Source organism: Ornithinimicrobium sufpigmenti (assembly GCF_004322775.1).
GTDB lineage: Bacteria > Actinomycetota > Actinomycetes > Actinomycetales > Dermatophilaceae > Ornithinicoccus > Ornithinicoccus sufpigmenti.
In genome coordinates this window covers 3,368,694-3,381,649 of sequence record NZ_CP036403.1, presented here as the reverse complement: position 1 = coordinate 3,381,649, position 12,956 = coordinate 3,368,694, and the positions used below count along the sequence as shown (strand labels likewise).

The window sequence follows — 12,956 nt, the reverse complement described above, 5'->3', positions numbered from 1 at the left end:
GCAGCCTGCGATCCCGGCCGTCGCCTCAGCGGCGGGCGTCCAGCAGCGCCTGGAAGACCTCGACGAGCTCGTGCTCGTCGGCCACCCGGTGCTGCGCGGCGGTCTCGCCGTCGCCGACCCGGACGGTGAGCCGGCGGGCGGCGCGCTCCTCGCGGTCGTTCGCGGCCAGCGCGGCGAAGCCGTGCTCGTCGGTGACGTCGTCACCGGCGTAGAAGACGGCGTCCACCCCGAGCTCCTCCGCCAGCCCGACCAGCGCCGCGCCCTTGCCGACGTGGGCGACGGCGAGCTCGACGACCTCCTTGCCGGGGGTGGCGACCAGCGCGGTATGCCGTGCCCCGAGGGCGGAGGCCGCGTCCAGGGCGGCAGGCCCCGCCACGGGGTCCATCCGGCGGGTGTGCACCACCCGGCCCGCGGGCTTGTGCTCGACCCAGGCGCCGGGATGGTCCTCGACCAGCTCGGCCAGCTCCTCGTCCAGCGTGTCCAGCAGGCCCTGCTGCTGCTCGGAGAGCGCCAGCCCCTCGGGGTGCCGGGAGTCCTCCGCCCCGTGCGAGCCGATGAGCACCATCTCCGGCGGCGCGCCGGACAGCACGGCGAGGTCGCGCATCGCCCGCCCGCTGACCAGGGCGACCGTCACCCCGGGGAGGGCGGCGAGCTCGGTGAGGAGCTCCATACCTCCCTCGACCGGGCGGGAGTCGCTGGGGTCCACCACCAACGGCGCCAGCGCACCGTCGAAGTCGGTGGCGACCAGCAGGGTCGGGCGGCCGGCGAAGGCCTCCACGGCGGCGAGCAGGTCGGGGGAGAGGGGCATCAGGACTCCTGGAGGCGGGACGCGTTCTTCGTGGGACGGGCGGGGGCGGCGGCGAGGGCGGCGAGGAACTCCTCGGCCCAGGTCTGGACGTCGTGGTTGCGCACCCGGCGGCGCAGCGCGGACATCCGGCGGCGCTTGGCGGCCGGGTCGTCGCGGATCGCGCGCAGGATGGTCTCCTTCAGCCCGGTGAGGTCGTGCGGGTTGCACATGTAGGCCTGGCGCAGCTCCTCGGCCGCGCCGGTGAACTCCGAGAGCACCAGGGCACCGCCGCCGTCGTGGCGGGCGGTGACGTACTCCTTGGCGACGAGGTTCATCCCGTCGCGCAGGGGGGTGACCAGCATGACGTCGGCCACCTGGAAGAAGGCGGCGATCTCCGCGCGGCCGAAGGACTGGTGCAGGTAGTGGACCGCGGTGTCGCCGAGGTGGGAGAAGTCGCCGTTGATGCGGCCGACCGTGCCCTCGATCTCCTCGCGCAGCAGTCGGTAGGCCTCGACCCGCTCGCGGCTGGGCGTGGCGATCTGGACGAAGACGACGTCCGGCGGGGCGATCTCCCCGTCCTCCAGCAGCTCACCGATGGCGCGCAGGCGGTGCCGGATGCCCTTGGTGTAGTCGAGCCGGTCGACGCCGAGGAGCACGACCTTGGGGTCGCCCAGTGACTCGCGGATCTCCTTGACCCGCTCCTTGACCTCCGGGGTCTCGGACAGCTCACGCAGACCCTGGGCGTCGATGGAGATCGGCACCGCCGCCGCCCGGACGCGCCGGGGCGCAGCGCCCAGATGGTTGTCGTCCGCGCCCGCCCAGGTCACGACATCACCCTTGGCGGTGGCGCGGAGCACGGAGCGGCAGGCGCGCATGAAGTTGCGGGCGTCGTCGGGGCGCTGGAAGCCCAGGAAGTCGGCGCCCAGCAGGCCGCGCAGGATCGAGCCGCGCCAGGGCAGCTGGGAGAACAGCTCGACCGGGGGGAAGGGGATGTGGTTGAACCACCCGATGCGCAGGTCCGGGCGGCGGTCGCGCAGCAGCGCCGGCACCAGCTGCAGCTGGTAGTCGTGCACCCACACGGTCGCGCCCTCGGCCGCCACGTCCGCGACGGCGTCCGCGAAGCGCTCGTTGACCCGCCGGTAAGCGTGCCACCAGGAGCGGTGGAAGGTGGGCGGCACGATGACGTCGTGGTAGATCGGCCAGAGGGTGTCGTTGGAGAAGCCCTCGTAGTAGTCGGCGACCTCCTCGGTCGACAGGGGCACCGGGCACAGCCGCAGCGGCCCGTCGTCGAACGGCTCCGGCGCCTCGCCGGCGAAGCCGGCCCACCCGACCCAGGCGGCCTCCCGGTTCTGCATCACCGACTCCATGGCGGTGACCAGGCCGCCGGGGCTGGTGCGCCACTCGACGCTGCCGTCGGGGTGCACGTGCCGGTCCACCGGCAGCCGGTTGGCGGCGATGACAAAGTCGAAACCCGAGCTGCTGGATGCGGGAACCATCTGACCCCTTCGTTCGTCAGGCTCTGGAGCGGATCTCCCTCCACACCCTAGAGGTAGGCCGCACCGGGCGACGGCTCGCCCGGCCCCTTCGCACCCCTGACTCATGGAGACGGCATACCGTGGAGCCCGTGACCACCGAGCTGCCCCGTTCGTCCCGCCCGGCACCGGGCGCGGAGCCGACCGAGGCCGTGGTGGTGCCGCGCAGGCTGGGCCGCTACGAGCTGGTCGAGCGCGTCGGGGAGGGAGGTATGGGGGTGGTCTGGCGGGCCGCCGACCTGCGCCACCCCGACCGTGACGTCGCGATCAAGGTGCTGCGGCCGCACATCGCCCACGACCAGGGGGCCCGTGAGCGGCTGCGCCGGGAGGTGCACACGCTGGCCCGCGTGCACCACCCGCAGGTGGCGGCGGTGATCGACGCCGACGTGGACGGCCCGGCGCCGTACATCGTCACCGAGTTCGTCCCCGGTCCGCCCCTGGACGTCGTGGTGGACGAGGAGGGGCCGCTGCACGGGGAGGAACTGCTGGGCGTGGCCCGGGGCCTGGCCAACGCGCTGCACGCCATCCACGAGGTGGGGATCGTGCACCGCGACCTCAAGCCCGGGAATGTGCTGCTGGTGGGGGAGCCCGGGGAGCGCGAGCCGATCGTCATCGACTTCGGCATCGCCCAGCTCGCCGACGACGTGCGGCTGACCTCGACCGGGCTGGTCATGGGCACGCCCGGCTACCTGTCGCCGGAGATCGCCGAGGGGGCGGCGGTCAGCCGCGCCACGGACTGGTGGGGCTGGGCCGCGACGCTGGCGTATGCCGCCTCCGGGCACCCGCCCTTCGGCCGCGGGCCGGTGACCGTCGTGCTGGACCGCGTGGCCCGCGGGCGGCTGCAGCTGGACGGCGTCGACCCGGCGCTGCGACCCCTGCTGGCCGCTGCCCTGGACCCGGACCCGGCCCGACGGCCGACGGAGGCCCAGGTGCTGGACGGTCTGGAGCGGTACGCGCGGCAGGAGGACGTGACCGGGGCGCTGCCCATGCTGCCCCCGCCTGGCGACTGGAGGGACGGTGCGGACCACACCCTCCTGCACGAGGTGACCGACCCGACCCGGGTGGCGCCGCAGCGGACGGTGGCGCGGACGCAGCGGTCTCCGGTGACGGAGCCTTACGGGGACGCGGAGCCGTATGGGGAGGGGGAGCACCACAGCCGTGCGGAGCACCGCGGGGGGCCGGAGGCCTATGGCGCCGTCGAGCCTTACGGCGTCGGGGAGCCGTATGGCGCGGACGAGCCCTATGGCGCGGCGGAGCCGTACGGGTACGACGAGGCCTACGGCCCGGTGGAGGCTGAGCCGCTCGACCCCCGCATCGGACGGCGCGCGCGCACCGGGACGCTGACGGCGATGCTGGCCGCCTTCGTGGGGCTGGCCGCCGTGGTGCCGCTCGTGGCGTGGGGGCTGTATGCGGTGTGGGGTGTGAGTGCCCGCACCGTCGACCGCACCCTGACCGGGCTGGTCCTGCGCCGGCACCGGGCCGGCAAGCGGGCGACCGACGTGCCGGTCACCGTGCTGGCCTCGCCGGTCCACCTGGTGGTGGCGACGGTGTCGACGGTGTTCTCGCTCCTGCTGCCCGTGGCGATGGCGGCGGTCGTGGCACTGGTGTTCTCGGGGCTGGTGACGAGCACCGAGCTGCTCGCCGGCGTGGGGCCGGAGCACCCCTTGTCGATGGCGTTGGGGGCGCTCGTGGGAGGCGGGTTGAGCTGGTGGGGCCTGGCCAGCACCTCGCTGCGCCGCGGGTCGCGGACCACGGTCCGCGCCACCGTCCCCGAAGGTGCGCCCACGGTCGTGCTGGTGGTGGGCTGCCTGCTCGGCGCGGCGGCGCTGGGGTTCGCGGCCTACCAGGGCGGTGACCACGTCTCCTGGTGGCCGCTGGCGCCGGGGACCACCCTGCTCGACCTGGTGCCGTTCACGCTGCCCTGACGCGCGGCGGGATGCGCCCCGGCGACCAGTACGGCATACCCCTGATAGCGCAGAAGGGCAAGGATTTGGGGGAGGCGTGTACGTGACACTGGTCACATCGGGTTCCCTGTGACGGTGCGCATGGCCTACCTTGGTCCGGGCGTCAGTCCCAGACGTCCCACGCACCACACAACTTCGCCGGAAGGACCTCCATGGCCCGCCCCGCTCAACATCGCGCCCCTGCGACCCGCGCCCGCTCCACCGTCCGCCGAGCGGGCCACCTCGGCCTGGCGGGCGCTGCCTCCCTGGCCGCCGTCGGCCTGACCGCCCCTGCCGCGTCGGCCCACAACCACAATGTGTGGGACCGCGTCGCCCAGTGCGAGTCCACCGGCAACTGGCACATCAACACCGGCAACGGCTACTACGGGGGCCTGCAGTTCTACCAGCCCACCTGGGTCGGTTTCGGCGGCCAGGAGTTCGCCTCCTATGCCCACCAGGCCACCAAGCTGCAGCAGATCCAGGTCGCCCAGCGGGTCCTGCAGGTGCAGGGCCCGGGCGCGTGGCCGGTGTGCTCGGTGCGGGCCGGCCTCAACATGCAGAACGGCAGCGCGCCCTACCCGGGCACCGAGGACCCGGCCCCGCCCGCTCCGCCGACCCCGCCGCCGGGTGAGTCCGGCACCTGGTGGGTCTCCGCAGGTGCGGGAGCGAACATCCGCTCCGGGCCCGGCACCCACCACGCCGTCGTCGGCGGTGTCGCCCGTGGCACGCAGATCATCGGAGCGGCCAGCAACGGCTGGGTCAAGATCTCCGACGGCCGTGGCTGGATCAGCCTGACCACGCTGACCACCAGCAACCCGGGCACCCCGACGCCGCCGCCGGCTCCGCCGACCCCGCCGCCCGCCGATCCCACCCCGCCGGGCGAGACCAGCACGTGGAAGGTGTCCGCGAGCGTGGGCGCCAACATCCGCTCCGGCCCGGGCCTGAACCACCGGGTCGTCGGTGGCGCCGGTCACGGCAGCCAGGTCACCGGGGCCGCGAGCAACGGCTGGGTCAAGCTCTCCGACGGTCGGGGCTTCATCAGCCTGACCACGCTGGCCCCCGTCAACTCCGCGCCGACCCCGCCGCCGTCGCCCGCCCCGCCGGGCGAGGTCTCCACCTACCGGGTGTCCGCATCCGTCGGTGCCAACATCCGCTCCGGCCCCGGCACCAACCACTCGGTGATCGGCGGGGCCGGCCACGGCACCCAGCTGCGCGGCACGCCGCAGAGCAACGGCTGGATCAAGCTGGCCGACCGCAGCGGGTTCGTCTACAGCGGGATCGTCACGAAGATCGGCTGACCTCCCCGTCCTGCGCCCGAGGCCCGGCACCTGGCTCGTTGCGGATGCCGGGCCTCGCGCTGGGCGCAGGTAGCATCGCACTCGGCCGACCTCGGTCGGCCCCGCTGGCGTGGCGCAATTGGTAGCGCACCTGTCTTGTAAACAGGTGGTTGAGGGTTCGAGTCCCTTCGCCAGCTCTCTTCTTGACCAGCAGTTTCACCCATCTGACCTGCGGAAACGCGATCTACCGGCTCTTAGCCGAGGCTGTCACGTGTTGTCAGGATGATGCACGAAGTGACACCCTTAGTGCACGTATGATGCACGAAATGAGGGCATGATGGCATCGAGACGGGGCTTCGGGACACTGCGGCGGCTGCCGAGCAAGCGCTGGCAGGCGACCTACGTTGGGCCCGACCTGCAGAGGCACTCGGCTCCGCACACCTTCTCCTCGAAAATGGATGCCGAGGTCTGGCTGGCCCAGGAGCGGACGCTCGCGAGCGGCGACGGTTGGGTCGCCCCGAAGCGTCGGGTCGAGATCGCCGAGCGGTTGGCGCCGCCCACCTTCGACGAGTACGCCCGGCAGTGGCTGGCCGACCGGACCCTCAAGCCGCGGACCCGCGAGGGCTACCAGCACCTTCTGCGGCGCTACCTCGAGCCGGAGTTCGGCGATCTGCTCGTCCCCGACCTCACACCGGCCCTCGTGCGCCGGTGGTGGGCCGGGCTGTCAACCAAACACCCGACGGTCAACGCCCGCGCCTACGCACTGCTGCGTGCCATCCTGACCACAGCGGTCACTGACGAGCTCCTCGCCAGCAACCCCTGCCGGGTTAGGTCTGCGTCGAACCCTCCGACCAAGAAGGAGATCCGCCCAGCGACGGTCGCCGAGCTGGACGTGCTCGTGCGGGAGATGCCGGCCCAGCTCGGCGCATTAGTCCTGCTGTGCGCCTGGTGCGCACTGCGCGTGGGGGAGGTGCTCGAGCTGCGCCGGCGTGACCTCGACCTGAATCGCGGCGTCGTCAAGGTGACCCGCGCCGTGTCATGGGTTCGCGGCCAACCGATTGTCGGCACCCCGAAGTCGGCCGCCGGGACCCGCGAGGTGAGCGTGCCGCCGCACATCGTTCCTGCCCTGGAGCAGCACCTCGAAGAACACGTGCGGACGGGAACCGATGCGCTGCTCTTCCCAGCCCTGCGCGACCCGCAACGCCACCTCCAGCCGACCGTACTGCACACCGCCTGGCGGAAGGCCCGCGCCGTCGCCGGACGGGAGGATCTGAGGATCCACGACCTGCGGCACACGGGCGCAACGATGGCTGCCATGACCGGCGCGACCCTCGCCGAGCTACAGGCCCGCCTTGGGCACTCCACTGTCGCTGCCGCGCTGCGCTACCAGCATGCAGCCCAGGGTCGCGACGCAGAGATCGCCGCGAAGCTCTCCGATCTCGCCCGCCCTCCCCAGGGGGAGTGAGATTCGGAGGGGTCACCGACTTGGGAGGGCGTCACAGCCAGCTCCGCCGCCGACAGGTCCTCAGCGAAAGTTACCGCGCAATCGGACAAGGCGAAGCAGGGGCGATTGGTGCATCAGCCCTCGCCGGTGCGTCACTTCGCCCAGAAGGACGCGGCACGAAGGGCGCCCGCGCGCATCCATTGATCCCGATGATCGGCGAGTCCTGCCTGGCGCCCAGAGAGGCCAACGGTCGGTACATCGCTGTATCGCCGATGACCGGATGCCGGGGCGCGCGTGGCAGAAAGGTTCAGGTCCCACGCCCCAATGCGCCGCCTGATGCGGGCTCGCAGCCTGTTGCTCTGAGCAAGCGCGTGCGACGGGACGTTGCGTCAACCTACTTCTGAAACGGCGTCCAGCCATCGAAATGCGTAGACGCGTCGCCCCTGCCAACAGGAACCCTCGTCACGGGAGTCAGTTCATGAGCTCTTCCCAACAATCACGATCTCGCAAGTCCGGAGCGTTTCCGCCGTACTCGGACCTGAACCAATCGTCGAACTCCGGACCTGTCTTCGCGGGATCCATGGCCTCTTCAAGTTGGTCGACCGCTTCGAGCGCTTCACCAACTCTCGACTTCTCAGGATTCGGGAAATATTCGTTCTCGTGATTTTCGACCAGCAACTTTCGCTCGATCGCATCCTCGAATGCGTCGGCAGAATCTGGATCATCGAACCGGTTCGGCCCGTAGATCCCCTCTCCCCTGAGCGATTGAAAAATTGCTTCGCGAACACAGGATGGCAGTTTGCCCACAGTATTTCTGGCTGCCGTCAGAGCGTTTTGGAACACGTCAATCGGCTTGTCGCCAACTCGTATTCGCGTCACTTCTGCTTGGTCTTTGACCTCTGCCACGAGTTCGAACTTTTGCTTCCATTCATCCACCTCCCGTTCCGTGTAATCCAGCGCCTCCCGAAGTTCCGCGAGCTCGCGCATTGCGGTCTTGTACTCGTCGATGGTTGGTATTTCTGGCTCCTGCAGTGATGTGGCCACGCTGCCGACTACGCTTAGCCACTTTTGCTTGCCCACGCCCCATTGAGTTTTGGTCACCTGCGACCCCAGCGCCTCCTCGGCCCGATCCGATAGCTCGTCGAGGGCGGCAGCGTCGTCAATGCGTAAAGTCAGCGCAGAGGGAAGGATGCCTTCTAGTTCCGTGCGACTGAGGTTGGGTGCTAGGAGTGGGAAGAAGTGCTCGGGCGAGGTGCGCCCCCAAGCGGCGCCGAGTTCAGCGATGCACACGGGACGCGTTTGGTACATAGGCGTAATCACGGCGATCACGAGGGTGGCTTCACTGACCTCCGTACGCAAGTGCGCCATTAGATCAGCACCCGATGGCACCCCCGTATCGCGTTCGCTGGAGTAAAACACTTTCTCGCCATTGAGGCCTAAGCCTATACGAAGGACATAGTCGACGAACAGGTCCACGAACTCTTTGTCCGCGGATGCGTGACTAACGAAAACTCTGGCCATGGCCCCATCCTATGGGCATGGCACCGGGGAGCGGGCGCAACGCGATCGCAAGTCGGCTAGGAACGGGCCCGGCTGCATGAACGCTGGGGCGCAACCGCTCATCGCCGGCCAGCGCATCCCGGCTCGGCGCTCCGTGCTCGTGTTCGCACGACGTGCCTGGCGCGACCCAGCGCCATGGGCCAACCCCGCCGCGAAGCAAGTAGGACTCTCACCAGGACACAGTTGTCGTACGATCCTCAACCTACTTCCAAGGGGGGTGGCAGCCTTAGCCTAGATCTCGCCGGAAGATGCGCGTGGCCCTAGCCCCGAGGACCGACGGCTAGGGCGCTCGCACGCCTCGAGGATGGGTAGGCCTGTCCCGCGGCGGAGTCCCCGCCTCACCTCGCGGACGCAGCGGAACGAATGTCCCCCTGTGAGCGGGACAAGGAGTTAGCGGCCACAGCGCAGAGGTCATATGCGAAAACACTGAGGTCTGACAAGAGTTAGGAAGGGTTGTCGTGTTCAACTTGCTCGTCGGTATGCCCAATGGCGGGGCACTCCCTAGGAACCGCATGCTGGAGGGGACCTTATCTCACGTCCAGGAATTCCTAGGCGTAGCGGATGGAAATTTCAACAGACTCTTGGACCTTCCGACCCTCGCGATGCCCGAAGTGGGCCCACACGGTTCATCCGATGTGGCAAGGGTCGGAACGCTGAGCCGCATAACGCCCAGCGGCGCCAACGTCCTGCTGCAGTTCACGCCCAATCCGCACATCCTTCCCATCCCCGTCAATGAAATCCTCGCCAATCGCGAGACGTTTGATGTCGAAGGCGAGTGGGGCTTCCACCGAACTAGGCTGACGGTCAAAGAAATCGACCTCTACCGCACACTGCTGGAGCTAGGTCAGTCCCGTGAGGCGGTCCGGCCGAGCCGCAGGTACCTCAACTTTCCAGAGGGGCCCGTTGACCCCGGCTTGGTTGTTGTGATGATGCCGTTTCGGGCCGAGTTCGAGCCGGTCTGGCAGGCGATACAGAGCGTAGTCTACGACGCTGGGTTGAATTGTGAGCGCGCCGACTCCATCTGGGACAAAGACTCGATCATGGATGACATCGTCGGATTATTGTGGCGGGCACAAATCGTCATAACCGACTACACTAGCCACAACGCCAACGTCTTCTACGAGACGGGAATTGCACATACTTTGGGTAAGCATTGCATCCCGCTCACGCAACCTGCTGACGAGATCCCATTCGACTTGCGACACCTTCGGACCTTGATGTACGAGCCATCTGAAATCGGTCTAAAGCGTTTGAAGTTGAAGCTTGGGGATCGCATTCAGAAGATCCTGCAACAAAGCTAACCGCATTCCGGCCAGAGCTGCGCTGTGATGCCGTGAGCGCTTCTCTAGCGCCGGCGTTTGCTTGGGGTAGATGGGCATCGTTGAGGTACGGGTTTTCGCCTTGGGTAGTGTCAGCGCATGACAGACGCAGTGGTGCACCAGCGACCACCGAATCCTCGCAGAGACTGGTCGCTAAGCACATCGGCGGGTCGCGAAACGCACCCACGCCAGCTGGCGCTAACGCCTCCCTATGCCGCACTGCGGGCACGGCAGCGCCCGCCTGTCGCTCCTCGTGGGTGGTCGCCCGCGTATCGCCCAAACGTGGCTGCTACCTGCTGCTGTTCCCGCTAGGTGGGGCGAGTGCCCCCCCAAGAGCAGGACGACAACCCCTGTCTGATAGACATCGCGCGTGAAGAGAACTATCGCTGCCCTGGCGGTGCTACTGGCAACAGCGGGCTGCTCCGGTGCAGAGACTCCGTCGAGCGCGACTCCAACGCCGGTGGTTGCCACCGACAACGCAGTCGAACCCGAAACTACAGGCACTGCCAATGACGGTGGGGACGCGGCCGAGGAAGGGCACGAGGAGGCCCGCACAGAAGAGACGGCGGAGGAAACAGCCACGCCCCAGCAGTTGGCCTCGATCATTGCCGGTGAGCAGGAGGATTGGCAGGGCGTAATCGATGAGGCTGGTACCTGCCGGCTACGGTACGTCCGATACGACGAAGACGATGTCCTGTCGAGCATGGAAGCACGCCTCTGCTACACCGAGGAGGTGACGATGGGAATCACTGCGAGCAATGCAGCCAGAGATCTAAAGGAACTGATGCCACCGACCAGCATGAACGATCTTGTGGAAGAGACGGTCGAAGCTCTGGAACGGATTGCTAGTGTGGACCTTGAAGAGTGGTGTGGTCCTCCGTTCGATCCTCCCGCCATGTCGGACGAGTGCGCTGCTAAGATGGGCTCTCGTTATAGCGCGTACCAATCGTTTGAGAACACATTGGCGAAGTGGGGCCCATACCTCTGACGTCCAGCAAAGGTCGTACCTGTACGGGCCGGTCGCAGACGTCGCCATGAAACTCTGACCTGACGAACGCTTGCGCGGGACATCCGCAACTGCCGCGTGGAGGTCCGCCACGCTCGTCAGCCTCCGTCGCGCCGGCTTGTTCGTGCAACACGGGCCTCTTGGCCTCGGCGTGTCAGGTGCTACCTGTCGACGTAGTTGTCACCGGGCAAGGTCCTAGTCGTCAATCTCGTCTTCGGCGACGGGAATCAGTTCTGATGTTGGGATGATGTTCATGCCGTCGGTCGGGAACCTAACGTGAGCGTCCCCATTGTGATCTCTGACTATGTACACAATGCCGACCTCACCCCCGGCAGCCTCTCCGTCGCACTCTGTCACCCTGCTGGATCCCAGACATTGTGGCTCACCACCATCCTCTCAACGGTCGACGCACGAGCCCCCTGCGCTCGGACCCGCCCATCGCACGGTACCGCCGTCACCTTGCCGAGGCGTCGGATTCGACCGCCTGGAGGACGGCCCTTCCGTCCGCTTCTGCCGCAGGCCGTTCGCTTCGGCGATCATGGTGGTCGACGGAGCGTTCCAGCAACTCGCGCTCAGTAGTCCGGACCGGGGCGACAACTGCCGAGCCGAAGAGCATGTCAGAGGTCCGGCCAAGAATGGGGGTTATGGACGTCAACATCACCATCTCCGGACTCGCAGCTCTAGTGGCACTCGCCTCGGCCTGGTTCGCTAGGGCTAGCGTCCGACAAGCCAAACGATCGGCTGATGCGGCTGAAGCGCAGGTCGTTGGACAGCGCGAGAGCAGCATCGCGGCCGCTCAGCCGTACGTGTGGGCTGATGTACGGGCTGACGACACCCAAGGCCATTGGCTGCAACTCGTAGTCGGAAACTCCGGCCCCACGGTCGCAGAGAACGTTCGCGTCGTGTTCGACCCACCTTTGCCGTTCGAAGACCGGGTCGATAGCCTGACCGGGACAGCGCTAGAACGAATGCAGACGGGGATGTCGTCGCTTGCGCCCGGACACATGCTCGCCTGGGTTCTCGGAGCGTCGGCAACGCTTCTAGAGTCGGACATGGCGCAGCTCCACTCGGTGACCATCGACGCAGACGGGCCGTTCGGCCCCATCCCGACCCTCGCATATGAGATCAACCTGGCAGACTTTCGCGAATCGCAGGATCGCCCGGCGGGAACGCTTCACAAACTGACGCGGGCTGTCGAGGGCATCACTGCAGAACTGAAGAAGCGCGACTGATTGCCGGCCGACCCGAACGCGGCATCGAAGGTAGGTTCAAGAGCACCAGCGACCGAGCACCTTCTCGCTCATCTGCCGCCAGGAGCGTGGTCGCACGCTATTGCCGCATACCGGCTTGAGTCCGGCGCGGCGGGCAATCACACCCAATGACGTCCTGCTCCTTGTGTGCTTCGGCTACCAGGGTCGCCACGTCGGTCTGGAATCAGCCCGGCTGTCTGCACCCGACACGGCCACGTGCCTCTGGACTACCTTGGTCTTCTCGATCAAGCAGGCTGCAGACGCATGAAGGTTGCACGCTGGGAACGAAAGGGCGCCGGTGGCCGTCAGAACACGTATGGGACAGCATCGTCGATACGTGGTGCCCTTACTCGCCTGCGCCATCGTCTTCAGCGTGACCGCTTGCGGCGATCGTGAGAGCACCAAGGAGACGGCAGGGTCGCTGAGAGCTGACGACGCTCGCGTACTCCCTGATGCTCTCTCCATCCCAGCAGTGCTTGAGGCCGGTCAAGACTTCGAAGTTCACTTCGACGAGTCGACCGACCGTGGGATCCACTACCTGCTCCATGAGGCCAATGGTCAAGAGTGGCTGCCCAGGTATCAGCTAACGACCGCCTACAGCGGGGAGTCCCCCGGCAACCGCCCCGCGTGGTACCCATACGAGCCAGAACGCGCCGGCATCAGTTTGGGAAAAACTGGGCGCGGACCAGACCTACTGACCGTTCCGCCGCGGGCTGAAGGGGATTACGTTCTGTGCACCGAGGTCGGGTCCCCCCGGGAATGGCTCTGCGCGCACACCCACGTCACGCAACCGTAAACTATTCAGCGGCGCCTGGCTCCGCCTCGCGACCGCACGCTA

General features: G+C 67.7%; 9 protein-coding genes and 1 tRNA gene. 7 read left to right on the top strand and 3 right to left on the bottom strand.

Annotated features, from left to right (window positions below; translation table 11 throughout):
• Nucleotides 1–25: 25 nt before the first annotated feature.
• Nucleotides 26–808, bottom strand: a complete 783-nt coding sequence (gene otsB / locus ESZ52_RS15485) for a trehalose-phosphatase (protein ID WP_131105719.1) — start codon at nt 806–808, stop codon at nt 26–28.
• The gene (locus ESZ52_RS15480; protein ID WP_131105718.1) at nt 808–2,283 is read right to left on the bottom strand and encodes an alpha,alpha-trehalose-phosphate synthase (UDP-forming); all 1,476 of its coding nucleotides are present in this window, start codon (nt 2,281–2,283) and stop codon (nt 808–810) included. Before ESZ52_RS15480 ends, otsB begins: the two co-directional genes overlap by 1 nt.
• 128 nt (nt 2,284–2,411) lie before the next feature.
• Between ESZ52_RS15480 and ESZ52_RS19930 the strand changes: the two genes are divergently transcribed.
• From ESZ52_RS19930 to ESZ52_RS15460, 4 genes are all read left to right on the top strand, one after another.
• On the top strand, nt 2,412–4,244 hold the full coding sequence (locus ESZ52_RS19930) for a serine/threonine-protein kinase (RefSeq protein ID WP_181010052.1): 1,833 nt from the start codon (nt 2,412–2,414) through the stop codon (nt 4,242–4,244).
• A gap of 191 nt (nt 4,245–4,435) precedes the next feature.
• Nucleotides 4,436–5,560: a transglycosylase family protein gene (locus tag ESZ52_RS15470; RefSeq protein WP_202865354.1), complete on the top strand. Its 1,125-nt coding sequence runs from the start codon at nt 4,436–4,438 to the stop codon at nt 5,558–5,560.
• 103 nt (nt 5,561–5,663) lie between these two features.
• A tRNA-Thr gene (locus tag ESZ52_RS15465) sits at nt 5,664–5,736 on the top strand.
• Between the two features lie 137 nt (nt 5,737–5,873).
• Nucleotides 5,874–7,004 (top strand): site-specific integrase, encoded by a 1,131-nt coding sequence (locus ESZ52_RS15460; protein ID WP_131105716.1) that lies wholly within the window; start codon nt 5,874–5,876, stop codon nt 7,002–7,004.
• A gap of 450 nt (nt 7,005–7,454) precedes the next feature.
• Here the strand turns inward: ESZ52_RS15460 and ESZ52_RS15455 are convergent, their stop codons facing one another.
• Complete coding sequence (locus tag ESZ52_RS15455; protein WP_131105715.1) at nt 7,455–8,504, bottom strand: toll/interleukin-1 receptor domain-containing protein; 1,050 nt, start codon at nt 8,502–8,504, stop codon at nt 7,455–7,457.
• A gap of 497 nt (nt 8,505–9,001) precedes the next feature.
• Between ESZ52_RS15455 and ESZ52_RS15450 the strand changes: the two genes are divergently transcribed.
• The 3 genes from ESZ52_RS15450 to ESZ52_RS15440 all read left to right on the top strand — a co-directional run bounded on the left by ESZ52_RS15450 (nt 9,002) and on the right by ESZ52_RS15440 (nt 12,100).
• Nucleotides 9,002–9,844 (top strand): hypothetical protein, encoded by an 843-nt coding sequence (locus tag ESZ52_RS15450; protein ID WP_131105714.1) that lies wholly within the window; start codon nt 9,002–9,004, stop codon nt 9,842–9,844.
• Between the two features lie 388 nt (nt 9,845–10,232).
• Nucleotides 10,233–10,850, top strand: coding sequence for a hypothetical protein (locus ESZ52_RS15445; protein WP_131105713.1), 618 nt, complete (start codon nt 10,233–10,235; stop codon nt 10,848–10,850).
• A gap of 662 nt (nt 10,851–11,512) precedes the next feature.
• Nucleotides 11,513–12,100, top strand: a complete 588-nt coding sequence (locus ESZ52_RS15440) for a hypothetical protein (protein ID WP_131105712.1) — start codon at nt 11,513–11,515, stop codon at nt 12,098–12,100.
• Nucleotides 12,101–12,956: the final 856 nt, after the last annotated feature.

What these genes read in the sequence shown, in the direction of transcription:
- otsB (WP_131105719.1), bottom strand. Translation starts at nt 808, where the DNA reads ATGCCCCTCTCCCCCGACCTGCTCGCCGCCGTGGAGGCCTTCGCCGGC.
- ESZ52_RS15480 (WP_131105718.1), bottom strand. Translation starts at nt 2,283, where the DNA reads ATGGTTCCCGCATCCAGCAGCTCGGGTTTCGACTTTGTCATCGCCGCC.
- ESZ52_RS15470 (WP_202865354.1), top strand. Translation starts at nt 4,436, where the DNA reads ATGGCCCGCCCCGCTCAACATCGCGCCCCTGCGACCCGCGCCCGCTCC.
- ESZ52_RS15460 (WP_131105716.1), top strand. Translation starts at nt 5,874, where the DNA reads ATGATGGCATCGAGACGGGGCTTCGGGACACTGCGGCGGCTGCCGAGC.
- ESZ52_RS15455 (WP_131105715.1), bottom strand. Translation starts at nt 8,504, where the DNA reads ATGGCCAGAGTTTTCGTTAGTCACGCATCCGCGGACAAAGAGTTCGTG.
- ESZ52_RS15440 (WP_131105712.1), top strand. Translation starts at nt 11,513, where the DNA reads ATGGACGTCAACATCACCATCTCCGGACTCGCAGCTCTAGTGGCACTC.